The sequence below is a fragment of the Parafrankia soli genome (assembly GCF_001854695.1).
Lineage (GTDB): Bacteria > Actinomycetota > Actinomycetes > Frankiales > Frankiaceae > Parafrankia > Parafrankia soli.
Genome location: NZ_MAXA01000235.1, coordinates 61,220 through 86,598, shown reverse-complemented (window position 1 = coordinate 86,598; position 25,379 = coordinate 61,220). Strand labels below are relative to the sequence as shown.

At 73.1% G+C, this 25,379-nt stretch carries 21 protein-coding genes and 1 tRNA gene; 14 read left to right on the top strand and 8 right to left on the bottom strand.

Features of this window, described 5'->3' with window-relative positions; all coding sequences use genetic code 11:
- The first annotated feature begins 436 nt into the window (after positions 1-436).
- A complete protein-coding gene (locus tag BBK14_RS24185) occupies positions 437-1,318 on the top strand; it encodes a LysR family transcriptional regulator (protein WP_071065548.1) in 882 nt (293 codons plus the stop codon).
- Between the two features lie 80 nt (positions 1,319-1,398).
- Here BBK14_RS24185 and BBK14_RS24180 read toward each other — a convergent pair whose 3' ends face one another.
- The gene (locus BBK14_RS24180; protein ID WP_071065547.1) at positions 1,399-1,836 is read right to left on the bottom strand and encodes a nitroreductase family deazaflavin-dependent oxidoreductase; all 438 of its coding nucleotides are present in this window, start codon (positions 1,834-1,836) and stop codon (positions 1,399-1,401) included.
- Positions 1,837-2,052: 216 nt separating this feature from the next.
- Between BBK14_RS24180 and BBK14_RS24175 the strand changes: the two genes are divergently transcribed.
- Both BBK14_RS24175 and BBK14_RS24170 read left to right on the top strand, forming a co-directional pair.
- Positions 2,053-2,970 (top strand): alpha/beta fold hydrolase, encoded by a 918-nt coding sequence (locus BBK14_RS24175; protein WP_241831807.1) that lies wholly within the window; start codon positions 2,053-2,055, stop codon positions 2,968-2,970.
- An 838-nt stretch (positions 2,971-3,808) separates the two neighbouring features.
- Entirely contained in the window at positions 3,809-5,077 is a 1,269-nt protein-coding gene (locus BBK14_RS24170) for an ABC transporter substrate-binding protein (protein WP_071065545.1), read from the top strand.
- Positions 5,078-5,120: 43 nt separating this feature from the next.
- On the opposite strand, the gene BBK14_RS24165 is transcribed toward BBK14_RS24170, so the two are convergent.
- The 4 genes from BBK14_RS24165 to BBK14_RS24150 form a co-directional block, all read right to left on the bottom strand.
- On the bottom strand, positions 5,121-5,576 hold the full coding sequence (locus BBK14_RS24165) for an NUDIX domain-containing protein (RefSeq protein WP_071065544.1): 456 nt from the start codon (positions 5,574-5,576) through the stop codon (positions 5,121-5,123).
- Positions 5,577-5,593: 17 nt separating this feature from the next.
- Positions 5,594-8,176: an alpha-amylase family glycosyl hydrolase gene (locus tag BBK14_RS24160; protein ID WP_241831806.1), complete on the bottom strand. Its 2,583-nt coding sequence runs from the start codon at positions 8,174-8,176 to the stop codon at positions 5,594-5,596.
- 91 nt (positions 8,177-8,267) lie between these two features.
- Positions 8,268-8,978: a DUF6629 family protein gene (locus BBK14_RS24155; protein WP_071065542.1), complete on the bottom strand. Its 711-nt coding sequence runs from the start codon at positions 8,976-8,978 to the stop codon at positions 8,268-8,270.
- A gap of 208 nt (positions 8,979-9,186) precedes the next feature.
- Positions 9,187-10,497 carry a Kelch repeat-containing protein gene (locus BBK14_RS24150; RefSeq protein ID WP_071065541.1) on the bottom strand — a complete coding sequence of 437 codons (1,311 nt, stop codon included), beginning with the start codon at positions 10,495-10,497 and terminating at the stop codon, positions 9,187-9,189.
- Between the two features lie 229 nt (positions 10,498-10,726).
- Here BBK14_RS24150 and BBK14_RS41405 point away from each other — a divergent pair, with 229 nt between their 5' ends.
- The 3 genes from BBK14_RS41405 to BBK14_RS24140 all read left to right on the top strand — a co-directional run bounded on the left by BBK14_RS41405 (position 10,727) and on the right by BBK14_RS24140 (position 12,695).
- Positions 10,727-10,858: a hypothetical protein gene (locus BBK14_RS41405; RefSeq protein ID WP_255565716.1), complete on the top strand. Its 132-nt coding sequence runs from the start codon at positions 10,727-10,729 to the stop codon at positions 10,856-10,858.
- A 239-nt stretch (positions 10,859-11,097) separates the two neighbouring features.
- On the top strand, positions 11,098-11,475 hold the full coding sequence (locus tag BBK14_RS24145; protein WP_083391226.1) for a nitroreductase/quinone reductase family protein: 378 nt from the start codon (positions 11,098-11,100) through the stop codon (positions 11,473-11,475).
- Positions 11,475-12,695 carry an SDR family NAD(P)-dependent oxidoreductase gene (locus BBK14_RS24140; protein WP_071065539.1) on the top strand — a complete coding sequence of 407 codons (1,221 nt, stop codon included), beginning with the start codon at positions 11,475-11,477 and terminating at the stop codon, positions 12,693-12,695. The genes BBK14_RS24145 and BBK14_RS24140 overlap by 1 nt, the downstream gene beginning before the upstream one ends.
- A gap of 6 nt (positions 12,696-12,701) precedes the next feature.
- On the opposite strand, the gene BBK14_RS38475 is transcribed toward BBK14_RS24140, so the two are convergent.
- On the bottom strand, positions 12,702-12,851 hold the full coding sequence (locus BBK14_RS38475; RefSeq protein ID WP_157904326.1) for a hypothetical protein: 150 nt from the start codon (positions 12,849-12,851) through the stop codon (positions 12,702-12,704).
- A gap of 305 nt (positions 12,852-13,156) precedes the next feature.
- A tRNA-Leu gene (locus tag BBK14_RS24130) sits at positions 13,157-13,232 on the bottom strand.
- Positions 13,233-13,397: 165 nt separating this feature from the next.
- On the opposite strand from BBK14_RS24130, the gene BBK14_RS24125 reads away from it, so the two are divergent.
- The 7 genes from BBK14_RS24125 (at position 13,398) to BBK14_RS24095 (ending at position 21,675) form a co-directional block, all read left to right on the top strand.
- Entirely contained in the window at positions 13,398-13,997 is a 600-nt protein-coding gene (locus BBK14_RS24125; RefSeq protein ID WP_020459639.1) for an ANTAR domain-containing response regulator, read from the top strand.
- Positions 13,994-15,817: a branched-chain amino acid ABC transporter substrate-binding protein gene (locus BBK14_RS24120; protein ID WP_241831805.1), complete on the top strand. Its 1,824-nt coding sequence runs from the start codon at positions 13,994-13,996 to the stop codon at positions 15,815-15,817. Before BBK14_RS24125 ends, BBK14_RS24120 begins: the two co-directional genes overlap by 4 nt.
- 155 nt (positions 15,818-15,972) lie before the next feature.
- On the top strand, positions 15,973-17,184 hold the full coding sequence (locus BBK14_RS24115) for a branched-chain amino acid ABC transporter substrate-binding protein (protein ID WP_020459641.1): 1,212 nt from the start codon (positions 15,973-15,975) through the stop codon (positions 17,182-17,184).
- Positions 17,185-17,217: 33 nt separating this feature from the next.
- Complete coding sequence (locus tag BBK14_RS24110) at positions 17,218-18,147, top strand: branched-chain amino acid ABC transporter permease (RefSeq protein ID WP_071065537.1); 930 nt, start codon at positions 17,218-17,220, stop codon at positions 18,145-18,147.
- A 107-nt stretch (positions 18,148-18,254) separates the two neighbouring features.
- Positions 18,255-19,715 (top strand): branched-chain amino acid ABC transporter permease, encoded by a 1,461-nt coding sequence (locus tag BBK14_RS24105; RefSeq protein ID WP_071065644.1) that lies wholly within the window; start codon positions 18,255-18,257, stop codon positions 19,713-19,715.
- Positions 19,712-20,548, top strand: a complete 837-nt coding sequence (locus BBK14_RS24100) for an ABC transporter ATP-binding protein (RefSeq protein WP_071065536.1) — start codon at positions 19,712-19,714, stop codon at positions 20,546-20,548. Before BBK14_RS24105 ends, BBK14_RS24100 begins: the two co-directional genes overlap by 4 nt.
- Positions 20,545-21,675, top strand: coding sequence for an ABC transporter ATP-binding protein (locus BBK14_RS24095; protein ID WP_071065535.1), 1,131 nt, complete (start codon positions 20,545-20,547; stop codon positions 21,673-21,675). The genes BBK14_RS24100 and BBK14_RS24095 overlap by 4 nt, the downstream gene beginning before the upstream one ends.
- 206 nt (positions 21,676-21,881) lie before the next feature.
- Here BBK14_RS24095 and BBK14_RS24090 read toward each other — a convergent pair whose 3' ends face one another.
- Complete coding sequence (locus tag BBK14_RS24090; RefSeq protein WP_083391209.1) at positions 21,882-22,376, bottom strand: PaaI family thioesterase; 495 nt, start codon at positions 22,374-22,376, stop codon at positions 21,882-21,884.
- Between the two features lie 171 nt (positions 22,377-22,547).
- Here BBK14_RS24090 and polA point away from each other — a divergent pair, with 171 nt between their 5' ends.
- Positions 22,548-25,283 (top strand): DNA polymerase I, encoded by a 2,736-nt coding sequence (polA, locus tag BBK14_RS24085; RefSeq protein ID WP_071065534.1) that lies wholly within the window; start codon positions 22,548-22,550, stop codon positions 25,281-25,283.
- Positions 25,284-25,379 lie beyond the last annotated feature (96 nt).

Below are 25,379 nucleotides of genomic sequence, written 5' to 3'. Positions count from 1 at the left end.
GGTGAGTTGGGGCATGCCCCGCCCACGCAGCCGGATCTGACGGCGCGGGGTGGATACCGGGGCGCCGGCCTGTGCCCCGAGGGGTACGTCAGGCGACCGCGGCCGCGGGGCCTCGGTGCCGGGCCGAGAGGCAGGAACCGGCCCGCCGGGACCGGCCCGGTCTGCCGCCGTCCCGACCGCGCGGCGCGGACGCACGGGCGGTCAGTGAGCGCGACAGCAGGCCGAGGCGAGGGTTCCGTAGTCGACGAAACGTCGGCGGGTGAGGACCCGCGGCGCTGCCGCGACGCCCGCCGGGTGCCGGCCGGTGGCACTCGCTCGTCCCGGCGCGCTCCCGCCCACATTCCCCAGCATGTGCATCAGGATGGTTGGAAAATCGGGCAGTGTAAAGCCGCCCCGAGTGATCAAACTGATCGCAAAACATGATAGATCACATAGAATGGCTGTCGTGTCCAACACGCTGGATCTGACGGCGCTGCGCAGTCTCGTGGCCATCGCCGACTGCGGTGGATTCCGCCGCGCGGCCGAGGCGTTGTGCATCTCCCAGTCGGCGGTGAGCCAGCACGTGCGCCGGCTGGAGAAGGTGGTGGGCCGGCCCCTGGTCGAGCTGGTCGGCCGCGGCTCCCGGTTCACCCCCGACGGCGAGCTGCTGCTCTCCGCCGGGCGGCGCATCCTCGCCACCCACGACGACGCGCTGGAGCTGCTCGGAGTGGGCGCGTCCGTCCTACAGCGCCTGATCACCGTCGGCTCGACCGAGCACGCCGCCGACCACCTGATCCCCCGGGTGATGGCCGTGCTCACCGAGCAGTTCCCGGACGTCGAGGTCAGGTTCCGCCTCGACCGCGGCGTCCGGCTCGCCCACGCCCTCGACCGCGGCACGCTGGACGTCGCCGTCCTGGTCGGGACGGGCGGCAGCCCCGCGGGGCGCCCGGCCGGGCTGCTCCCGCTGGCGTGGTACTCGGCCCCCGGCTGGCTCGTCCCGCCGCCGGACCGCCCGCTGCCCCTGGTCGCGGTCGACGACCCGTGCACGATCCGCACCCAGGCCCTGACGACCCTCGCCCGCGCCGGCCGGGTCGCGTCGGTCGTCGGCGAGTCCGGCTACCTGGCGGGGGTCCTGCACGCGGCGCGGGCCGGCGTCGGAGTCGCCCTGCTGGCGGACGTCGGCCCGCCGCCGCAGGGCCTCGAGCGGCGGGCGGACCTTCCCGCGGTCGACCCCGAGCCCATGCAGGTCCGGCTGCGCCGCGGAGCCTCCCCACGGCTGGCCAGCCTCATCGCCGACGCGGTCGCATGCGCCCTCGCCGCCGGCCGCGCCCCCGCCTGACCACCCCCGCGGGCCGCTCACGGTCGCAGCGGGATGGCGAATCTGCCAGGTCGAGGTGGCCGGGGTGGTGGAAGTGACTGCTAGGAAACCGGTTCCAGGACGAAGACGGGGATCACCCGGTCGGTCTTTTTCTGGTAGTCCGCATAATCGGGCCAGACCGCTATGGCGCGTTCCCACCACAGCGCCTTCTCGTCACCGGTCACCTCGCGGGCGATCATGTCCTGGTTGACCGTGCCGTCCCGTAGCTCGACCCGGGGGTGGGCGAGGACGTTGTGGTACCAGACGGGATGCTTGGGCGCACCGCCGAGCGAGGCGATGATGGCATAGCGGCCGTCGTGCTCGACCCGCATCACCGGGCTCTTTCGGATCTTGCCCGACTTCGCGCCCAGGGTGGTGACGATGACCACGGGCACACCGCGCAGCTCGGTGCCCTTGGTCCCGCCGGAGCTCTCGTACTCCTCGACCTGCTTGCGTACCCATTCGGCCGGACTCGGTTCGTATTCACCAGTGAGAGGCATGCCGCGAGTCAACACCGGTGGGCCCGGCGCCATGCCCGAGGGGGCGGGTGTCGTCCACCGGCGATGCCGGTTCCGGGTCCGGACGGCGCACGAGGCGCCTAACGTCGTTCCGACCGGCGATCGAGCATGGGGGCTTGCCGAGGCATGAGCGACAGCACGGGCACAAGCGACAGCGCGGGCACAGGTGAAAACGCGGGCGCGAGCGGCGAGGCTGGCATGGTCTCGAAGTGGGTCGACCTGGACGGCCCCGTGCACTACGCGGAGTTCGGCGCGCCCGGAACCATCGGCGGGAGCCCGCCGGTGGTGTGCGTCCACGGCCTCGGCGGGTCGTACACCAACTGGCTCGCGCTGGCACCCCTGCTCGCCTCGACGTCCCGCGTGCTCGCGCCCGACCTCGCCGGCCACGGCCGCACCCCGCTCGGCAACCGCGGTGCCGACGTGTCGGCGAACCACCTCCTGCTGGACCGCTTCCTGGCCGAGGTCGTGGGGGAGCCGGTGATCCTCGTCGGGAACTCGATGGGCGCTCTGATCAGCATGCTGCAGGCGGTTCGTCGCCCGGAGTCGGTGTGCGGGCTGGTCCTGCTGGATCCCGCGCTGCCGCTGCGCCGCGGCGGCTGGCCGGAGCCGCTGGTCGTCGCGTCGTTCGCCGCCGTGGTCCTCCCGGGACTCGGGGCGTGGGCGCTCGCCCGGCGCCGCGCCCGGGTCGGCCCCGCCGGCATCGTGGCCCAGACCCTGCGCCTCTGCGCGACGGATCCCGCCCGGATCCCGTCCGTCGCGGTCGAGGCACTGGTCGACCTCGGCCACGAGCGGGCGGGCATGGACGGGGTCGAGCGCGCCTATGTCGCCGCCGCCCGGTCCGTGGTGCGCCGGGTCGTCCGCGGCGGCCCGCTGCGGCGGCTGATCCGCCAGGTGGACGTCCCGACGCTGCTCGTGCACGGGTCGGACGACCGGCTCATCCCGGTGGCGCTGGCCCGGGACGCCGCCGGCCTGCGTCCCGACTGGCGGCTGGCGGTCGTCGCCGGCTGCGGGCACCTGCCCCAGCTCGAGGACGCGGCCGGGACGGCCGAGCTCCTGACGGGATGGTGGGAGCAGACGGGGGACGCCACCGACGGCGCGCGGAAAGCAGTGGTGTGAGGCCGCGGAACTGACGGGCCGAGGATCGGGTCTGGCCGGCCGAGGGGTTGTCGTGTGGATTTTCTCGCATCGCCCCGGCTGTTCCGCCCGACGCCGCCGGGCCCGGTGACGTGATGCCGGTCGCATCTTCCCCTGTGGCGACTGGTAATCAGCGCCTCGAGCCGGGCCCGGTGACCTGTCGCGATCACTGTCTCGATCGCTTTGAAGCAACGGAGAGACAATCATCGGATCTTCCGGATGACACGGCGGGTCACCATCGGCCCGCGCGGAAGCGTGGCGGGAAATTCGGCGGGATGTGCTGGTGCGCAGACATAGCGGTGCCAGGCCCTGAGTCGCACGCCCGTGTGCGGCCGGTGGCCTCCCCGTCTCTGCCACAGAACGTGACTGTCGGGGGGTCGAGAAGATGCGATCATTGTTCGTATGTAGTCTTTGACTACGGAAAGTCTTCTGCTTCACATGGAGAGATTCATTAAGAGCTATGGTTGGCCATAAATTGTTCTGACGAAGTTGGTTCATCGCTTCCCGCTGTGTGCCGGCCACCTTGCTCCGGTGTGCTTCGGTAGGTCACCTAGCCGGCCGGTCGGCTAGGCGGCCAGGCCCGTCCGGGGGCAGTCCAGTGGTCGGTATGTTCGCCATGTCATCCGTTCGGCCTTTGTGCTCCGGATCGGTGCTTCGTCCTGATCGATACCTGTTTCGGGTGTTGATCGGCGGCGGCATGGTTGTCGCCGGACACGAGTGACCCGGTTCAGTCGCCTGTGGGCGGCGCGGGCGTGCCTGGGCATGCGGCCACCGATTGTCGCCATGTCGCCGAATGTCGTGGAATCTGGAAGGTGGCTTTGTGCTGGTATTTCGTACGAGGTTGCTCGCCGCGGCGCTCGTGACGGCCGCCCTGGCGGCGGCCTGCGGCTCCAGCGAGTCCTCCGGCGTGGACGCGGCGGCGTCGCCCTGCGCTCCCGGAGTCACGGACGACGAGGTCAACGTCGGTATTATCTACCCGGACACCGGTGTGCTCTCGGCACAGTTCACCGGCTACCGGTTCGGCGTCGAGGCCCGGTTCGCCGAGGCGAACGCCGCCGGTGGCGTCGGCGGCCGGCAGATCTCGACGATCTGGCGGGACGACGAGTTCGACTCCGCCGGCAACCTGCAGGCGGCCCGCGAGCTTCTCCGCGAGAATGTGTTCGCGGTTCTCGAGTACACCGCGCATTCCGAACAGTCCGCGCCGCTGTTGCACGACAAGGGAATTCCGGTGGTGGGCGTCGCGGACCAGGCCGCGTGGGCCGACAACGACAACATGTTCCCGCTCGCGTATCAGGTCGACGACACCGACGCGACCAGCACTCTCGGAGATTTCGTCCGGGCCCAGGGCGGCACCCGCGCGGCCCTCATCACGACGACGATCACCGAGTCGTCGGTCATGTACGCCCAGAACGCCCGCCGGAGCCTGGAGGCTGCCGGCATCCCGGTCGTCTTCGCGGACACGAACGCCACGGTGAGCTCACCGGAGGCCGTGCAGCGGATCGTCGGCAGCGGCGCCGACACGCTGATCTCGCTCGCCTCGCTCGACCTCTACTCCGGCGCGGTGACGGCGGCGGCCGCGGCGAACAGGCCGTTCAAGGTGGCGCTCTCGCCCATCACCTACGACGCACACCTGCTCAACACGCCGATCGCGCGCGCTCTGGCCGGCACCTACTCGACCGTGGGCTTCAGCGCGATCGAGCGGAACCTGCCCGCGCACCGCGCCTACCTGGCCGCGATGACCACCTACGCGCCGGAGATCCAGCCGCCGACGCAGCTGAGCTCCATCTACGGCTACATCACCGCGGACCTGTTCCTGCGGGGCCTGCAGGCGCAGCAGGGCTGCCCCACCCGCGAGTCGTACATCCGCGGGCTGCGCGGGGTGACCGACTACGACGGGGGCGGGCTGCTCAACCAGCCGGTCGACCTGTCCGCCGGCAAGCGCACGGTCGACCTGTGCACGGACTTCGTCCGGGTCTCCGCCGCCGGGAACGCCTTCGAGCCCGTCGGCGCGAAGCCGCTGTGCGGCCAGGTGATCAGCGGCGCGGCCCAGGGAGGCGCCGGGGCGTCCGTGCCAGCCCGGGGGCGGTGACTCCCGCGGCGACGGTGAGCCCCTGCCGGTGAGCTCGTTCCGGTCAGCCCGTTCCGGTCAGTGCGGCCCAGGCGGCGCGTAGCGCCGGGAGTAACGGCAGCGTGAGCGCCTGGCTCGCCGACACCCAGCGCCAGCCGGCGGTCTCCCAGTTGGCGGCCGCCGGCTCGAACGTGTCCACCACGTTCAGGACCAGCGTCGTGTAGGACCACTCGCCGTGGTCGTCGACGTACTCGTGGGCCGGGGTGGCCTCACGGGAGACGCCGGCGGGCAGCGGCCCGAGCTCCTCCTCGGCCTCCCGCAGCGCCCCGGCCAGGGCGGACTCCCCGGGATGCAGCGCCCCGCCGGGCAGTGCCCAGGTACCGCCCTGGTGCGACCGGGGATGGCGCAGGACGAGCAGGTACCGCGGATCGCCGTCGGCGGCGGCACGCAGCAGTACTCCCGCGGCGCCGAGCGCGCCCCAGTGCTCGCAGCCGCGCGAGCAGAAGACAAAGCGTTCCATTGGCCAAGCTTGCCTCGTCAGCGCCCGCCTCGTCGGCGCACGCCGGGCAGGCGCAGGCGCAGGCGGCGGGGGCGGGCCGGGACGTCCGACGGCCCGTCGGTCAGGCCGGCGCCGCGCCGGCGGCGGCGGAACACCACGGCACCGGCGGCCGGCAGATCGACCCGCACGCTGTCGCCCCGTGGGGACAGCGACCGGCGCGAGCCGCCCGCCCGTCCGCCGAACCGTGGCGCGTCGGTGTCCAGCACCGGCTTCCACCGCCGGCCGGCCAGCGACGGATGCGACAGCCCGAACCTGGGCAGCGGATCGTTGTTCAGGCTGACCACGACCAGGATCTCCTCGCCGCGGTCCCAGCGGCGGAACGCCAGCACCCGCGCGGTGTCGTCGGCGCCGACCAGTTCGACCGTGCGCGAGCGCAGCGCCGGGCTGCCCAGCCGCAGCGTGACGAGCGCCCGATAGCAGGCGAACAGCTCGGCGCCCTCGCCCGCGCGCAGCCCGGCGAGGTCCTCCTTGGCCTCGGCGAACCCGTCGTGGGTGTAGGCCCGCCGGGCTCCCACCTCGTCGCCCATGAGGAACATCGGCGTGCCGGGCGAAAGCAGGGTCAGCGCCGCGGCGCAGCGCAGCCGCGCGAACGCGAACCAGGCCGTGTCGCCGTGCAGCGGCGCGTGGTCGACGGCGACGAGGATGTTGCGGGCCGAGTGCTCGGAGTTGCCGGCCTCGTCGTGGCTTTCGGTGTAGACGACCGTGTGGTCCGCGGCGGCGGTGAACGCCTTGGCGAACAGGCTCATGGCCAGCGGGCCGGCGGGGTCGCGCCCCGCGGTGTGCAGCAGCTTGGCGTACTCCGGTCCCTCGCCCTTGTCGCCGACGAGGTGGTGGTAGAAGTCGACGTACCAGTGGGCGTCGAAGCCGAGCCCGCCGGACTCGGCGGGGCGGGTGACCTCCGCCCAGCCGGAGTGGTCCTCGGCGATGAGGATCACGTCCGGGTCCACCAGGCGCAGCGTCTGGCACAGCTCCCGCAGGAACTTGCGGCCGGCGATGTTCGCCGCCGCAACGGGCCGCCCGTCGGCGTGCAGGCTGTTGTAGGCGTGGATGGACGTCGTCTGGTCCACCCGCAGCCCGTCGATGTGGAACTCGTCGAGCAGCGCCACCGCGCTCGCGACGAACAGCGCACGTACGTTCTCGTCGGAGTAGCGCGGCGCCCAGCCCGAGGAGACGTTGTCGAGGTATCCGCCGTCCGGGTGCGGGTGGTCGTCCTCGGCGCCCTCGTACCAGTAGTAGATGTTGCGGCTCGGCGCGGTGCTGTCGTACTGCCAGGCGGAACGCTGCGCGTTCGGCGTGTAGTGGTTGTAGACGACGTCCATCAGGACGGCCACGCCCCGCTGGTGGCAGGCCCGCACGAACCGGCGCAGCGCCGCCCGCCCGCCCGCGCTCTGCTTCACCGCCAGGAAGTGCGAGCTGCCGTAACCCCAGGACCTCGTCCCGGCGAACTCGAACATGGGCAGCAGCTCGACGGCGTTCACCCCGAGGTCGATGAGGTGGTCGACGAACGCGAGCGCGTCGGCGAACGTGCCGGCCCCGGTGTGCCCGAAGCCCAGCGCGCCCACGTGCAGCTCGTAGATGACCAGGTCCTCGACCCGCCGGGGGACGGGTCGGGCCGGGTCGAACTCGTCGGCCCAGAACCGCTCGTCGTCCCGGGTGTCGACGACGACCGAGCAGCTCACCGAGCCGTCAAGGTCCTCGGCCGGGCCGTCGTGGTGGGCGCCGCAGGGGTCGACGTCCCCGGTGCCGCACTGCTGCGCCGAGTACATGTCCGAGCGCCAGGCGACGGACCCGTCGTCGCGGGTGACGCGGTAGAGGTAGCGCCGTCCGACCCAGTCGGCGAAGCCGGGTGCGGCCGCCTCCCACCAGCCGCCGCCGACCTGGCGCATCGGCAGCCTGGTGATCAGCTCGTCCTCACCGTGGCCGTCGTCGGCGATGTAGCCGCCGGGCCCGGCGAAGRCCACCTCGACGGCGAGCGCGTGCGGCGCCCAGACCCGGAACCGGATCCGTTCCCGGGCGTCCGAGCTGACGGCGGCGCCTGAGCCGCTGTGGCCGCTGGGGCCGCCTGAGCCGCCGCCCGTGCTGACCGTGCTGACCGGGCTGCCCAGGTCTCTCGAGCCGACGGGCAGGACGCGCCGGGCGCCGTTGTGCCGGTGGGCGGCCAGGCGGAACTCCGCGCGCACCACCGGCCCGCACCCCGGGCCGACCTCGAACCGCCGGACCTGCTCCGTCGCCCCGGGATCCGGGACCTCGGCGGGGATCCCCCACACCTGCGAGCCGTCGGGACGGGTCAGCCAGACGCCCCAGTCGAAGGTCCGGGAGACGCTCGCGTCCACCGTGACGGTGGCCCGGTAGGCGGCGCAGCCGTCCTCGGCGGTGAACTCCTCCATCGGCGTGGACGACCAGCTCCCCGCCTGCAGCCCGTGCTCGTCCCAGCTCCCGACCAGCCGGGCCCCGTTCGCGATCCGCCGGCCGACGCCGGTGTGGTAGACGACGTCCACGCGGACGGCGCCGGTGGCGGGTGACGGGCCCACATGCCGGTCGGCGCCATGCTCTGTCGTCACGTCGTCCCATCGGTAGACCTCGGCCGGCGCTCGCGGCCTGCCATGTCTGCCCAAGAATGTCACGTTTCGTGCCGCCAACGGCGTGGCGGGTTCACCCGTCCGGATGACGCGGCGCCATCTGGTGACCGGGCCGGGGGACGCTGGCCGGAGCGCCCGCCGGGGTCCGCCCGCGCAGGTGGGCGGCGATCGCGACGCTGGTCACCGCCGCCCACGCGCACCACAGCGAGGTCACCGCCTCGGTCGAGACCCAGGCGAGGACGGCGACCGCGAGCAGGTTCGCCGCGCCGAACCAGCGCAGGAACGGCCGCCCGGAGAGCAGCAGCACCCCGCAGGTGCTCACCAGGTAGAGCGCGATCGGCACCGAGCCCATCCACAGGTGCACCGTGTAGGTGATGTGGCGTTCGTCGGCGTGGGCCCGGACCGGGCCGGTGACCAGCGCGAACGCCAGCCAGCCGGCGCACACCGCGCCCGCCGCGAGCGCCGCCGCCCCGGCGCGGCGGCGGGCGGGCACCCGCTCCAGCGCCAGCACCGCCACCGGGACGTACAAGGGAAGGATCACGAACGCGAACGCGAGGTACACCGCGGTCGCCGCCGTCAGCGCCGCCGCGTTCGTCTCGGTGCCACCGAGCTCACCGCGCACGCCCCACCAGACGAACGCCTCCGTCAGCGTGTGCGCCGCGAACAGCACGGGGAGTGCCGCCATCGGCCAGGCGGCGCGCTTGGGGACGTGGCGCAGGGCGTCCACCCCCACCGCTCCGATGATCGCCGCCGCCGCCACGTCCGCCTCGGGTGAGAAGCACATCGGGCCTCCGCTCATCCGGTCCGGCCGGCAGGCCGGTGTTTGTCCGCTCTTGAACGGCTGTTACCAGGTCCGGCCCGCCGCTGTCCCGGGAACGGCTTCGCGCGCACGCGTCGGCGCTGTTCCCCGTGGAGATCCACGGGGAACAGCGCCGACGGCTGGTGCTGATCAGATCGACGTCACGTCACGTGACGCCTGGTTGGCGCGGTCGCTACTCGCCCAGGGCCGCGGCCGAGTCGAGCGGGGCACCGGAACCGGACGTCCCGCCCGCCACGTAGACGCGGCCGTCGCCACCGGTGGCCGCGCCGTGGCCGGAGCGCGCGGTGAGGGCGCTGCTCGCACCCGCGGACCAGCGGTCGCCGTCCGGGGTGAACACCTGGGTGGAGCCGACGGTGTCGCCGTCGCTGTCCCGCCCGCCGACGACGTAGACCCGGCCGTCCGGCCCGGTCGCGCCCGCGGCCTCGGAGACACCCGTCGGCAGGTCGGCCACCTTCGCCCAGGAGCCGTCCGCCGAACCCGAGCCCGGCGTGTAGGCGTAGGCGTCGGACGACGCGGAGCTGCCGTCGCTGCCGCCCGCGGCGAGAATCCGCCCGTCCGGCAGGCCGACCAGCACCGGTGCACCGGCACCGGACGGCGGCGCACCGCCCGTCGTCCAGTCACCGGAGTCGGGGTCGTAGACCGCCAGGGTCGTCGCGTCGAGGACGTAGATCTTCCCGTCGGTGCCGCGGGTGGCGCTCGGCGTGCCCATCGGGCGCGGCAGCGACGGGCCCTCCGTCCAGTCACCGCTCGACGGCGTGTACACCTCGACGGTGTCGGTCGGGGTGCCGCCGCCGGTCTGGCCGCCGATCGCGTAGATCCGGCCGTCGGTGTCGGTCGCGGCGGCCAGGTGGTCGCGCGCGGTCGGCAGGGCCGGGGCGTTCGACCAGGCGTCCCGCTTCGGGTCGTAGACCTGGACGGTGTCAACCGGGGCGCCGGCCACAGTCGCACCGCCGGTCGTCCCGCCGCCCGTCGCGCCGGTCGGCGTGGCGGTCGGCGTGCCGCCGCCGGCCGGCGAGGTCGGCGTGGCGGTCGGCGTGGCGGTCGGCGTGGCGGTCGGCGTCGCGGTCGGCGTCGCGGTCGGCGTCGCGGTCGGCGTCGCGGTCGGCGTCGCGGGCACGCCCCCGCCGACCCCACCACCGCCCGCGGTGATCGCCTCGCCGCCGAGGAGGTAGATCCGGCCGTCGCATCCCGTGGTGGCCGCGACATGGGCGCGCGGCGCCGGAAGGTCGGCGGCGGTCTCCCAGGTGCGCAGCGGGCCGGCGATGTGGGGCAGCGGCGGGCAGGCGGCGGCCGCGCCCGCGGACGGCTGTGGGGACGTGCTGGCCGGGCTTGTGGGACTGGGCGTACCGGTCGTGGGCGTACCGGTCGGCAGGGCCTCGGCGCCCGGCGCGAGCAGCGCCGGTGTCGCCAGAGCCGCCGCCAGCGCGGTGCTCAGGACCAACGCGCGTGAGGCGCATCTGCGGGACGTTCGTGACCAACTCATGGGTTCCCCCTCCGCGGCCCCGGCTGGGACCGGACCACTGGGTGGACGGGCGTGGGAGACCACCACCGCGAGTGCTGGCGCGCGGCGGCGGTCGGTGCTCGAGGGTCTCGGTCGAGGTCTGGGTCGAGGCCATGCCGGTGGTAACGATGGGCACGCACTGTCTTCCCACTGCTTCGCAGAGTAGTCATCGCTGTGGGTGACATCGCTGGGTCACCCGGTCGAGGTGTCCATGGCCGCGGTGCCGTCGGTCGCCCGGCTGCCGGCCCTCACCTGCTTCGCCGCACCTCGCCGGGCCGGGCCGTCGCCGGGCCGTCGCCGGGTCCAGACGCTCCGCGGCCGTCACCGGGTGTCGGTGACCTGACCAGGGCGGGGCCGGCGCACACCCGTAGTCTTGCTCCGCGGGACGCCGTCCGGCCGTCGCCGGACCGGCATGGCGGTGGCCCGCCCACGTACCGGCGCCGGGTGGCGCCGGTGCCCGCGTCGCGATCCGCGGGCCGGCCTCGGGACGGGTCGGCACGCGGCGGAGCAGCAGGGGATCGGGGCGAAGCCATGGTGAGCGACCGCAGTCTGAAGACCTTGAACGCCACGCACAGGCGCCTGATGAGACTGACCCGCGGCCGGCTCGGATGGCGGGCCGGCGGCATGCCCGTCCTGGAGCTCACCACGACCGGGCGGCGCAGCGGCCGGGCACACACCGTCATGCTCACCTCCCCGCTGCGGGATGGCGACGCCATCGTCCTGGTGGCGTCGCGGGCCGGCGACGACCGACATCCCGACTGGTACCTGAACATCTGCGCCACCGCGGACGTCGAGGTCCGGGTCAGGGGCGGGTCGTGGCGGCCGATGCGCGCGCGGGTGGCGACACCGCCGGAACGGGAGCGGCTGTGGCCCCGCGTGGTGGCGGACAGCCGCTGGTACGAGAGCTATCAGGCCAAGTCGAAGCGGGTGATCCCGCTCGTCCTGCTCGAGCCGCGCTGATGCGGCCCGGCGCCCGGGACGCGGGCTGGAGCCTGGCCGACGTGCCGGACCAGCGGGGACGGACCGCCGTCGTCACCGGTGCGAACAGCGGCATCGGCTTCGAGGCGGCGAAGGTGCTCGCCGAGCGCGGCGCGACCGTCATCCTGGCCTGCCGCGAGCCGGCCCGGGCCGAGCAGGCCGCGGCACGCATCCGAGCCGCCGCGCCGCGGGCGGACGTCCACGTCGAGCCGCTCGACCTGATCTCGATGACCTCCGTGCGCGCGGCCGCCGAACGGATCCGGGCCGCCCACCCGCGGCTTGACCTGCTCGTCAACAACGCCGGGGTGATGCTGCCCCCACCCGGCCCGAGCGGCGACGGGCTTGGCTGCGACGGCATCGAGCCGACGTTCGGGGTCAACCACCTGGGGCACTTCGCGCTGACGGGCCTGCTGCTCGACCGCATCCTGGCGACTCCGCACTCGCGGATCGTCACGGTCAGCAGCCTCGCCCACCTGGTCGGCCGCCTCGACCTCGAGCAGCTGCGCCGCCTCCCGCCACGCGCTGACCGACCGGGGGACATCCGACCGGTGGTCGTGCCCGACCAGCGCGCCGGGTCGCCGTCCGAGCCGCTCTCAGCGTCGCCGTCCGGGCAGCGTGCACCCGCGCGCGGGGAGCGTGACAGCGCCGCCAGGGACAGCGCCGCCAGGGACAGCGGGCGCCCGGCCCACCAGCGGCTGCGGCGCTCGCCGGGCATGCCGGGCATGCCGGGCATGGGTCGGCGGCTGCCCCGGCAGCGCCTGCCGTATCCGACATCCAAGCTGGCGAACCTGATGTTCACCTTCGAGTTACAGCGCCGGCTCGCGGCCACCGGCGCGTCGACGATCGCGGTGGCCGCGCACCCGGGAATCGCCCGGACCGGGCTCACCCGCAACCTCATGCCCCCGGCGCGGGTGTTCATGGGCCTGCGCCTGGCGCCGCTGATGTCGTGGCTGGTCCAGGACCCGGAGATCGGCGCGCTCGCCACCGTCCGAGCCGCCCTCGACCCGGCGGCGCGCGCCGGTGACTACTACGGGCCGGCGGGCCTCTTCCACAGCACGGGCCTGCCCGTCGCCGTGCGCTCCAGTGCCCGCTCGCGCGACACCCACCTGCAGCACCGGCTGTGGGTGGAGTCCGAGCGGCTCACCGGGGTCAGCTACGACTTCCACCGCAGTCTCGAACGGCCGTCGCCGTCGCGGGCCTGACGGGCCTCAAAGGCCGAGGCCGAGGCTGAGGTCGCCGAGGATCAGTATCGACCCGACGAACACCACGAGAGCGCCGACCGCGGCCCCGATCGCGCCGACGAGGTCGAACGTCCCGATCCGGTGGTGCCACCGGCGGTACGGCGGTTGATCAACCAAGGGTTCTTCGTGAAGTTGTTCGTCGGTGGTGACGGCGGCGTGGAACGGGCGACACGGGCCGAGCTGTTCGCGGCGTTGCTGGCGGAGGTCGGCGGTGGAGGTGATTGCCGCGTTGCGGAGCGAGGCGTCCGGCAATGTGGTGGCCGAGGAAGTGCTGGATACCTCGGGCGAGCGGTCTGTCGGCCCTGGGGCTCGGGCCGGCGTGCGGCCTTCGGAGGTGTTCGAACGTATGTGCGATGACGGCGTGGAAAGTCCGTGGTCACCAGGGATTCCCGAGGATGGGAATGGTGTACGCAATGATCTTGTGGTACCCCGGGTGGGATTCGAACCCACACTGTCGGTGGTTTGARCACCGTCTCTCTGCCGTTGGAGTACCGGGGCCTGCCTGGTCCGCGCGGGGAGAACCGATGCGGAACCTCTCGTGGACGACTCTAGCCGGGTAGGGTGCGATTCGACCTCCCGGCCCGGTCAGATTACGGGCCGGCCGGTCGCAGCCCGCGTCAGCCACCCGAACGTGACGACCGCACAATCCAGGAGTTCAACTCGATGAGCCAGCCTTCCTCGACGCCGCGTCGGGTGTTGATCGCTGAGGACGAAGCGTTGATCCGGCTGGACCTCAGGGAGATGCTCCAGGAAGAGGGCTACGAGGTCGTCGGTGAGGCGGGGGACGGCGAGACCGCTGTGGCCCTCGCGGGGAAGCTGCGCCCCGACCTCGTGATCCTGGACGTCAAGATGCCGAAGATGGACGGCATCGACGCGGGCGCGCGGATCGCCAAGGAGCGCATCGCCCCGGTGGTCATCCTCACCGCGTTCAGTCAGCGCGAGCTCGTGGAGCGGGCGCGCGAGGCGGGGGCCATGGCGTACGTGGTCAAGCCGTTCCAGAAGAAGGACCTGCTCCCGACCATCGAGATGGCGATGAGCCGGTTCACCGAGATCGTCAGCCTCGAGGCCGAGGTCGAGGATCTGCAGGGGCGCCTGGAGGCTCGCAAGATCATTGAGCGGGCGAAGGGCGTACTGCAGACCGAGCACGGGATGACCGAGCCGGACGCGTTCCGCTGGATCCAGCGGACGTCGATGAACCAGCGCCGGACGATGCGCGCCGTCGCGGAGGCTGTGCTCTCCGGTGAGGCGCTGCCCAGCTCGTGAGCCCGCGCGACCCGGGCCCGGGCCCGGACCCGGACCCGGCCACCAGGCCGGAGCGGGCCACCGGTTCGGACGCGGCTACCGGCCCGGAGCCGGCAACGGGTCCCGCCCAGGTCACCGATCCGGATTCGGGCCCGGAGCCCGCGGCGGGCCGGAATCCAGCAGGCGGTTCAGCGCCCGCGGCGGGCTCGGAGCCGGCGCGGCCGGCTGCCGGGGTGACACTCGCCGGGTGGGTGCGTCCGGTGTCGCGGGCGGTGCCGTCCGCCGCGCGCCGGCTGGACCACTGGGCCCGCAGGTCGGCGCGTGACACCCGGGGGCGGGTCGTTCTCGCCGCGGTGCTGGTGCTGGTGCTCGCTGTCCCCACCGGGCTCGGCCTGGGGCTCGCCGCGGTGCTGGACGGTGCTGGTTCTGGAGCATCGGCGACGAAGGTCGCCACGATCGGCGTGATGGCGCCCCTGTCGGGGGGCTCGGCCGACGCGGGCGTGAGTGTGCGCGACGCGGTCACCCTCGCGGTCGAGGAGGCCAACCGGCAGGGGGCCGTCCCGGGCTGGAAGCTCGAGGTGGCCGCCCACGACGACCTCGCCCGCCCCGACGGCGGCGCGGCCGGGGCGGATCTGTTCGCCGACGACAGCCGGGTGATCGGGGTCGTCGGCCCGCTCAGCTCCAGCGTGGCGATGGTGTCCCTGGACAGGCTGAGCAGCGTGGGCATCCCGGTGATCTCGCCGTCCAACGCGGAGCCGACGCTGACGGCGCCGGAGAGCGCGTCGAACACCCGCCCGTATCCCACGTACTTCCGGCTCAGCGGCACCGACGAACTGCTCGCCCAGGTGACGGCCGACTATGCCGTGAACACGCTGGGGCGCTCGCGGATCAGTGCCGTCGACGGCGGCCCGGACTACGGCACGATCACGCTCGCGGAGCGGTTCGCCCGGCACGCGCGGGCCGCGGGGGCGACCGTGCCGACGGTGCACCGGGTCGACGGTGCGTCGACCGCCGGCGAGCAGGTCCGCGAGACGGCGAAGGCCATCCAGGACGAGGCGCCCGATCTGGTGTACCTGGCGACGGGTGCCGGCTTCGCCGGCGAGCTGCGTGGAGCGCTCGCGGACGAGGGGGTGGCCGTCCAGGTGATGGGCGCGGACGGCCTGCTCGACCGCGACTACGTGGAGCGCTCGGACTCCGCGGCGGACGGTGACGTCGTCGCGGACCTGTCGGTGCCGCTGTCACGCCTCCCGGCGGCCGGGGCGTTCGTGGCGGCCTACTCGGAGCGGTTCGGCGGGCCAACGGTGGGCGCGGACGGGCTCCTGCCCGACGGGACGTCCATTGAGCCGGAGCCGGAGCCGGAACCAGAGCCGGCGCCGACGGCTTCCGGCGCTCCGGGTCATGCCACGGCCACGGCCACGTCCGCGTCCGTGGACCCGAGCCACACGTCCGGTTCCGCGTCCGCGGCCGACGAGGCGGGCGCGAGCGGATCCGGCGCGAGCGAGGCCGGTACGGCGAGCCCCTCGGAGCGTGAGCTGGAGGTGCGCCGCGCCCGGGACGCCGCCCTGGCGGATCTGCGGGAGGCGGCGATCCCGCCGGTGGCGGCCTACGCCTACGACGCCGCGCGGGCGCTGATCCGGGCGGCGGCGGCGGTCCTGCCCGGCCGGACGGAGGTGGACATGGCGACCCGCCAGGCGCTGGTCCGCGCGGTCGGTGCCGGGGACTTCGCCGGAGTCACCGGCCAGGTCGCCTTCGACACGAAGGGCGACGTCATCGATCCGCGTGTGGTGCTGTACTCGGTGCTCGGTGGAAACTTCGTCCCGTTGCAGGTCGACTCGCCCTGATTGCTTCCCGCGACGTCTGGGTGTCAAAGCACGTCTAGTACCACGTGAAGTCACGACACTCTTACTTTCAGCTTTCATCGCTCGGGTGGAGCCGCTAGGTTTCCGCTGCGCGGAGCGCGCCCGCGCGCCGGTGGAAAGCAGCGGAAGGACGTGGCATGACGGGCAGCCCACGCACCCCTCGACCCAGGACCAGACGGGCCGGGGTCCTGCGGCCGGTCGCCGGGGTGGTCGCGGGCCTGGCGATGGTCGGCGCGGCGTTGACCGCCTGCGGCGGTGGTGACTCGAACGAGGCCGGTACCAAGGAGTTCCTCATCGGCTTCCAGGGGCCGCTGTCCGGGGAGAACCAGCAGCTCGGCATCAACGCCTACAACGGCGTGCTGACCGCCGTCGACCTGGCCAACCGCACCGGCGGCCTGCCGTTCACCCTGCGGATCGTCGCCTCCGACGACCAGGGCGTGCCCGAGCAGGGGCCGACCGCCGCCCAGAAGCTCATCGACAACCCGGACGTCGTCGCGGTCGTCGGCCCGGTGTTCTCCGCGCCGACGAAGGCCAGCGAGCCGCTGTACAGCCAGACAGGCCTGCTGTCGGTCAGCCCGTCGGCGACCGCCCCGGCGCTCACCGACCTCGGGTTCACCAGCTTCTACCGGGTGATCGCGCCGGACACCGTGCAGGGCGCCGGCGCCGCCGAGTACCTCGCCAAGGTCGTGAAGGCCAAGCGCGTCTACTCGCTGGACGACCGCAGCGAGTACGGCACCGGCCTCTCCGGCGCCGTCGAGCGCGGCCTGAAGCAGGCGGGCGTCGCCTACACCCACGACGGGATCAACCCGACGAAGGACTACACCTCCCAGGCGACGAAGATCATGGCGGACGGCGCCGACGCCGTCTACTACTCCGGGTACTACTCCGACTTCGCGCTCCTCACGAAGGCGCTGCGCAGCAAGGGGTACGACGGGGCGATCCTCAGCGGCGACGGCTCGAACGACGACCAGTACATCCGCCAGGCCGGCGCGGCGAACGCCGAGGGCACGCTCATCACCTGCCCCTGCTCGGACGCCAACACCGACCCGGCCGCCACCGGCTTCGTCAGCGAGTACAAGAAGGTCAACAGCGGCCTGAAGCCGGGCACGTACTCCGGCGAGGCCTACGACGCCACCAACGCCATCATCTCGGTGCTGCGCAAGCTCGGGACCGGCGCCAGCCGCGAGTCGGTGCTCGCCGACTTCGGCTCGGTCGACTTCCCCGGGGTGACCAAGCGGATCCGCTTCGAGCGCAACGGTGACGTCCAGGGCTCAACCGTCTACGTGTACCAGGTGAAGGACGGCCAGCGCGTGGTGCTCGGGCCGGTCAGCTCGCTCGTCAAGCCGTGACCGGCCGGCGAGCACCTTCCCGGCGGGTGGGGCATGGGCTCGGCTGAGCAGATCAGCCAGCTCACGATCGACGGTCTCATGGTGGGCGCGCTCTACGCGGTGATCGCCCTGGGGTACACGCTCGTCTACGGGGTTCTGCAGCTGATCAACTTCGCGCACAGCGAGGTGTTCATGCTCGGCGCGTTCGGCGGGCTCTTCGCCAGCCGGGCGCTGGTCCCGGCGGGCGCCACCCCGTCCGGTCTCACGTCGGCTGGGCTGGTGCTGTTCGGGCTGGTGGCAGGCGCGCTGGCCGGCGCCGCGGCCGCGTACGCGCTGGAACGCTGCGCCTACCGGCCGCTGCGCCGTCGCGGCGCGCCCCGGCTCGCCTACCTGATCAGCGCGATCGGGGCCTCGCTGTTCGCCTTCAACCTGGCCGGCAAGGAGTTCGGCCGGCAGAGCATCCCGGTGCCCGACCTGTTCACCAACGGGACCGTGGTGACGGTGCTCGGCGCGGAGATCTCCACGCAGTCGCTGGTCATCGCCTGCACGGCGCTGGCGATGCTGCTCGCCGTAGACCACCTCGTGGCCGGAACCCGGCTGGGGCAGTCCGTGCGCGCGGTGGCCCAGGACGCCGAGTGCGCCGGCCTGATGGGCGTGGACGTCCAGAAGGTCATCGTCGTGACATTCGTGCTCGGCGGGCTGCTGGCCGGCGCGGGCGGGTTCCTCTACGCGATGACCTTCAACGCCTCGTACACGATGGGGTTCGTCCCGGGGATCAAGGCCTTCACCGCGGCGGTGCTTGGCGGGATCGGCAACGTGCGCGGCGCGGTCCTCGGCGGGCTGCTGCTCGGCCTGGTCGAGAGCTTCGGCGGCTACCTGTTCGACGCCTCCTACAAGAACGTCATCGCCTTCACGGTGCTGGTGCTGGTGCTGCTGGTGCGCCCGTCCGGTCTGCTCGGGACCAGGCTGGGGCGGCCGGCGTGAAGCTCCGCCGGCCCGCGCCGCGGCGGTCGCCCGCGGTCCGGTCGCATTCCGTCCGGGCACGGAAGGCCCAGTCGCGGCGGGCCCAGCTGCGAGAACTGCGGTCGCGGATGGCCCGGCCGGGGGCGGCCCGGCCGGGGGGTGTGCCCTGGCCGGTCGTGGCCAGGTCGCCGGCGGCCCGGCGGCTGGGTGCCTGCCTGTTCCTGGCCGTGATCGCCGCGGTGGTGACGGGCCCGTCCGGGGACGCCGACCGCCCACTGGCGGGGATCGAAGGCTCGTTCACGCCCGCGCGGGCGGCCGGGTTCGCTGCCGGGGGACTCGCGCTGTGGGCGCTGTCGATCGGTGCCGACCGGCTGACGACCCGGCTCCGGTCCGCCGGCCACGGCGCCGCGCTGGGCGGCGGTCGCCTGGCCGCGCTGGGCGGCGGGGCGTGGGTGACGCCGGCCGGTGCCGCGTGGGCGTCGTTCCGCCGGGGCCGTTGGGCGGCATTCCGCCGGGGCCGGTGGTCGGCGCCGGCGGGCAACCTGGCGCTGCTCGCCGTCGCCGTGGCGGTCCCGCCGCTGCTGTCCACGGCGGCCCAGCAGGCGCTGGTGAGCGAGATCGGGATCTACGCCCTGCTCGCCCTCGGCCTGAACGTCGTCGTCGGCTACGCCGGACTGCTCGATCTCGGCTACATCGCCTTCTTCGCGATCGGCGCCTACACCACGGCCTACGTGACGTCCGCGGACGCGATGCCCTGGCACGCGCCCTGGCAGGTCAACCCGTTCTTCGCGCTACCCGTCGCACTGGTCGTGGCGGCCGTCGCGGGTGTCGTCCTGGGCGGCCCCACGCTGCGCCTGCGCGGGGACTACCTGGCCATCGTCACCCTCGGGTTCGGCGAGATCGTCCAGTTGCTCGCGAACAACGCCGACGGCGTCACCGGCGGCCCGCGCGGCGTGTTCGGCCTGCCGCCGCTGTCGGTCGACCTGCCGGGTGTGCACTACTCCTGGGGCCTGAGGCCGTTGCCCTACTACTACCTCCTCGTCGTCCTGATCGTGCTCGTCATGGTGGTCTTCGGCCGGTGGGAGCGCTCCCGGACCGGCCGGGCCTGGACGGCGATCCGCCAGGACGAGGTGGCCGCCGAGGCCACGGGCGTGGCGACGATGCGGATGAAGCTGCTGGCCTTCGCCGTCGGCGCGTCCGTGTCGGGCTTCGCCGGCGTGGTCCTGGCGACCAAGCAGTTCTTCAACCCGCAGACGTTCGGCCTGCAGTCCTCCCTCCTCGTGCTGACCATCGTGATCTTCGGTGGTATGGGCTCGCGGCTCGGCGTGGTGCTCGGGGCGCTGGTCCTGCAGGGGACGGCCTTCCTCCTGCGTGACACGGTCCCGCCCGCGGACCGCTACATCTACTTCGGCGCAGTGGTGATCCTGATGATGATCTTCCGTCCGCAGGGCCTGCTGCCGCCGCGGGGCCCGCGGGCACCCGCCAGCCCCGGCCCGGCCGCCGCCCCGGAGCGCCCGGCGGTTCCCACCGAGCGCGCCGGAGCCCCGGGACCAGCCGGGCCCGCAGCGTCGACCGAGGCGGCGCGGTGACCGGCCGGCCCATCCCCGGCCCGCGGCCGTCGACGACCCTCGGGCCGGTCCTGGACGTCCGCGACGTCACCCTGCGCTTCGGTGGGCTGACCAGCCTGGACGGCGTCTCGCTGCGCCAGGACCGGGGAAGCGTGCTGGCCGTCATCGGCCCGAACGGGGCCGGGAAGACGTCCCTGTTCAACTGCCTGACCGGTGCCTACCGGCCGCAGCGGGGCAGCGCGCGCTTCTGGCCCGCGGATGACGGCGTCGAGCTGGTCGGGCGGTCCCCGCACCGGGTCGCGCGGCTCGGCGTGGCCCGGACGTTCCAGAACATCCGCCTGTTTCCCGAGATGTCGGCGGTGGAGAACGTGCAGGTCGGCGTCGAGGTGCGGGCCCGGCCGGGGGCGCTGCGCGGGCTGCTGCCGACCAGGGCCGTGCGGCGGGAGGAACGGGAGACCCTCGACCGCTGCCATGAGCTGCTGGACTTCGTCGGGCTGGGCCACCGTGCCGAGCGGCCGGCGGCCGCCCTGGCCTACGGGGAGCAGCGACGGCTGGAGATCGCCCGCGCGCTCGGAACGTCCCCCTCGCTGCTTCTGCTCGACGAGCCGGCCGCGGGTGCCACCGCCGCGGAGCGCACGGACCTCGTCACGCTCATCCACGCCATCGCGGGGCGGGGGATCTCGGTGCTTCTCATCGAGCACGACATCCGGCTGGTGGCCGCGGTCGCCCGCGCGATCGTCGTGCTCAACTTCGGCCGGGTGATCGCCGCGGGACGTCCCGACGAGGTTCGGGCCGACCCCGCCGTCGTCGAGGCCTACCTCGGCGAACCGGACGAGAGGCGGGACGGGCCGTGACACCGGAGGGGAACCCCCTCGACGGATCGCCACTCGAGAACATCGCGCCGCTGGAGAACATCTCGCCGGTCGACAGCACGCCGCCGACCGGGAGTGCCTCACAGGTCGGGAGTGCACCGCAGGCCGGGAGCGTCTCGGCGTTCAGGAGCACGATTCCGGCCGGGACGTTGGTCGACCTGACCGTTCCCGAGCGACCGCTGTTGGACGTGCGCGACGCCGAGGTGGCCTACGGAGCCGTAACCGCGCTGCGGGGGATCTCGCTGCGGGTGGACCCGGGCGAGGTGGTGGCCCTGCTCGGCGCGAACGGAGCCGGGAAGACCACCACCCTGCGGATGATCTCCGGACTCCTCCCGCCCGCTCGCGGCTCGGTCTGGTTCGACGGCGCCCGCCTGGCTGGCACCGGCAGCGGCACCGGGCTCGGCGGCACTGGCACCGGCGGCGGTACCAGCGGGCACAGCGGTACCAGTGGGCACAGCGGTACCAGTGGGAACTGCGGTACCAGTGGGCACTGCGGCGCCGGTGCCTGGTCCGACGGCACGCGGGACTCGCCGGGGCTGCCGGTGCACCGGGTAGCCGCGCTCGGCATCAGCCATGTGCCCGAGGGACGGCGGATCTTCCCGGCGATGACGGTGGCCGAGRACCTCGCGATGGGCGCCTACACCGACCGCCGCCGGGCCTGGAGCCGTGCCGGCCGGGAAGCCCGCCGGGAAGCCCGCCGGGACGTCCGCCGTGGCCTCGACCGCGTGCACGCGCTGTTCCCACGCCTCGCCGAGCGGGACCGCCAGCCCGCGGGCACGCTCTCCGGCGGGGAGCAGCAGATGCTGGCGATCGGGCGGGCGCTGATGGCCCGGCCCCGGCTGGTCCTGCTGGACGAGCCCTCTCTCGGGCTGGCCCCGAAACTGGTCGCGACGATCTTCGAAGTGATCGAGGAGATCAACGCGGACGGGGTGACCGTCCTGCTGGTGGAGCAGAACGCGGCGGCGGCGCTGCGGATCGCGCACCGGGGCTACGTCCTGGACACCGGCCAGGTGGCACTCGCGGGCAGTGCTGACGAGCTGGCCCGCGACCCCCGGGTGCGCGACGCCTACCTGGGCAGCCCGAGCGATTCCGACGCCGTGGCACCCTAGATTCCGACGCCGTGGCACCGAAGTGGCACCGGTGCCGGGGATGTGGCTCGCGGGGCCTGTGGCCGGCGCTTTGGCGAATGCCCGGGGTGGACTTTGGTGCCGTCCGAACCTTCCCCGTGCCCGGCGTTTTCTACTCGTCCGCCCCGGGCGTCCACCTGCAGTCGACGGTAGCAGGGCGGCTGCGCGCGCCGTTCACCGCGTACCGGTCACGGCTTGCGGTCCGCGTCGCCCGATCCCGGCGCCGGGACCTTCCCGCCGGCCGGTGGGCGGTCGCGCAGCATGCAGGTCAGCCGGCAGGTGCACACCGCCCGGCCGGCCTCGTCAGCGACCCGGATGTCGTAGGTGGCCAGCGTCGACCCCCCGTGCACCTGAGTCGCGACCGCCGTCACGACGCCGTCGGTGACCGCGCGGTGGTGGGTGGCGTTGATCTCGATCCCGACGGCGACCCGGTCGGCCCCGGCCGAGAGCATCGAGGCGACCGAGCCGACGGTCTCCGCGAGCGCCACCGAGGCACCGCCGTGCAGCAGGCCGTAGGGCTGGCGGTTGCCGGCGACCGGCATCGTGGCGACCACGCGCTGCGCGCTCGCCTCCGTCAGCACGATCCCCAGGCGTTCGCCGAGCTCGCCGCGGTGCTCGTTGAGCTCATTGAGCATGTTGATCTGATCGTCCGTACTCGTCGCCGTTCTGGACACGTCGAGCACATTAGTTCAATTCCTCCGATCATGGAGTTCCGCGGAACCTCGGAACTCCCACAGACCGCGACCACCACGAACAGCTCGGCGTAGGGCTCGTGGCGCGTCCCGGTTGTATCTCCTCCTGGCCCTCCGCCGGACATGCGCGGACCTGTCGTACCCACGGCCTAGACTCGCCGCGTGCCTGCGACTACCTCGTCCCCGTCCAGCAGCTCGTCGGCGGCCAGCCGTGCGTCGGCGTCCGCGGACCGTCCCCGGCTGYTGCTGCTCGACGGGCACTCGCTGGCCTACCGCGCCTTCTTCGCGCTCCCGGTGGAGAACTTCTCGACCAGCACCGGCCAGCCGACGAACGCCGTCTACGGCTTCACCTCGATGCTGATCAACGTCCTGCGCGACGAGAAGCCCACGCATGTCGCCGTCGCGTGGGATCTGCCGACCCCGACGTTCCGGCACACGCAGTACGCCGAGTACAAGGCCGGTCGCTCGGAGACGCCGGCGGACTTCGTCGGCCAGGTCGCGCTGATCCACCAGGTCTGCGACGCGCTGGCGGTGCCAGGGGTGAGCGCCGCCGGCTATGAGGCCGACGACGTGATCGCCACCCTCGCCACCCAGGCGTCCGCGGAGGGGATGGACGTCCTGGTCGTGACCGGCGACCGCGACGCGCTGCAGCTGGTGAACGAGCGGGTGACGGTGCTGATGACCCGCAAGGGCATCAGCGACATGACGCGTTTCACCCCCGACGAGGTGCAGGCCAAGTACGGCCTGTCCCCGGTGCAGTACCCCGACTTCGCCGCGCTGCGCGGCGACCCGTCCGACAACCTGCCCTCGGTGCCCGGGGTGGGGGAGAAGACGGCCACCAAGTGGATCCAGCAGTTCGGCTCGCTGGCCGAGCTGGTCGACCGGGCCGACGAGATCGGTGGCAAGACCGGCGCGTCGCTGCGGGAGCACCTGTCCAACGTCATCCGTAACCGTTCGCTGACCGAGCTGGCCCGTGAGGTGCCGCTGGAGCTGACGCCGGCAGACCTGCGCCTGCACCCCTGGGATCGCGAGGCCGTCCACCAGCTCTTCGACACGCTGCAGTTCCGGGTGCTGCGGGAGCGGCTGTACGCGGCGCTGTCGGTGGCGCCGCCGGCCGCCGACGAGGGCTTCGAGATCGAGCTGAGCATGCTCGGGCCGGACGAACTCGCCTCGTGGCTCGCCGAGCACGCCTCCGGCGCCGGCCGCACGGGCCTGCACCTGCGCGGCACCTGGGGCCGGGGCACCGGGGTGATCGTCTCGGTGGCCCTCGCCGCCGCCGACGGCGCCGCCGCCTGGATCGACCCGACCCAGCTCACCGCCGGCGACTCCGCGGCCCTCGGCAACTGGCTGGCGGACCCGGACAGGGCGAAGGCCGGCCACGACCTCAAGGGCCCGATGCTGGCGCTGGCCGAGGCCGGTTTCACCCTGGCCGGTGTCACCAGCGACACCGCGCTCGCGGCCTACCTGGCGCTGCCCGGCCAGCGCTCCTTCGACCTCGCCGACCTGGCCCTGCGCTACCTGCACCGCGAGCTGAAGTCGGACGCCCCGAGCAACGGCCAGCTCACCCTCGACGGCTCCGGCGAGGCCGACGAGGCGGAGGCCGACGCGATCCGCGCCCGGGCCGCGCTCGAGCTGGCCGACGCCCTCGACGGCGACCTGGAGCGCAGGTCCGCGGCCCGCCTGCTGCGGGAGATGGAACTCCCGCTGGTGACCGTCCTGGCGACGATGGAGCGCGCGGGCATCGCGGCCGACGAGGATCACCTCCTCGAGCTGCAGAAGCACTACGGCGGTGAGGTGTCCGACGTCGCCGCACAGGCGCACGGCATCGTCGGGCGCGCCTTCAACCTCGGCTCGCCCAAGCAGCTCCAGCAGATCCTGTTCGACGAGCTCGCGCTCCCGAAGACCAAGCGCATCAAGACCGGCTACACGACCGACGCCGACGCGCTGGCGTGGCTGGCCACCCAGTCCGACCACCCGCTGATCCCCGTGCTGCTGCACCACCGCGACGTCGCCCGGCTCAAGACCGTCGTCGACTCACTCATCCCGATGATCGACGACGCCGGCCGGATCCACACCACGTTCAACCAGATGATCGCGGCGACCGGCCGGCTGTCGTCCACCGACCCGAACCTGCAGAACATCCCGATCCGCACCCCGCAGGGCCGGCAGATCCGGCAGGCGTTCGTGGTCGGCCAGGGGTACGAGACACTGCTGACGGCCGACTACTCGCAGATCGAGATGCGGCTGATGGCGCACCTGTCCGGTGATGCCGGCCTCATCGAGGCGTTCGCGTCGGGCGAGGACCTCCATTCCTTCGTGGCCGCGCAGGCGTTCGGGCTGCCGGTCTCCGAGGTCGATCCCGAGCTGCGCCGGCGTATCAAGGCGATGTCCTACGGGCTGGCCTACGGCCTGTCCGCCTTCGGGCTCGCCGGCCAACTCGGAATCGCCCCCGATGAGGCACGCGAGCAGATGGACGCCTATTTCGCCCGTTTCGGTGGCGTCCGGGACTTTCTGCGCGGGGTCGTCGACCAGGCCCGCCGTGATGGTTACACCGAGACCATCATGGGCCGCCGCCGTTACCTGCCCGATCTGACCAGCGACAACACCCAGCGCCGGCAGATGGCCGAGCGGATGGCGCTGAACGCCCCCATCCAGGGATCGGCGGCCGACATCATCAAGATCGCGATGTTGGGCGTGGGTCGGGCGCTGCGCTCGCGTGACCTGAGCTCCAGGCTGCTGCTGCAGGTGCACGACGAACTCGTCCTGGAGATCGCCCCCGGCGAGCGGGCTGAGGTCGAGGCGCTGGTCCGAGCCGAGATGGGTAGCGCGTACGAGATGTCCGTGCCGCTCGAGGTGAGCGTCGGCGCCGGCCGGACCTGGGACGAAGCCGGTCACTGACACCGGCGACCGGAGCCTGGCTTCCCTGGTTTCCGCCTCTTTTCCGCCTTTCCGGCGATGGAGTCGACAATCCCAGCCGTGGTCATCGTCGTCGGC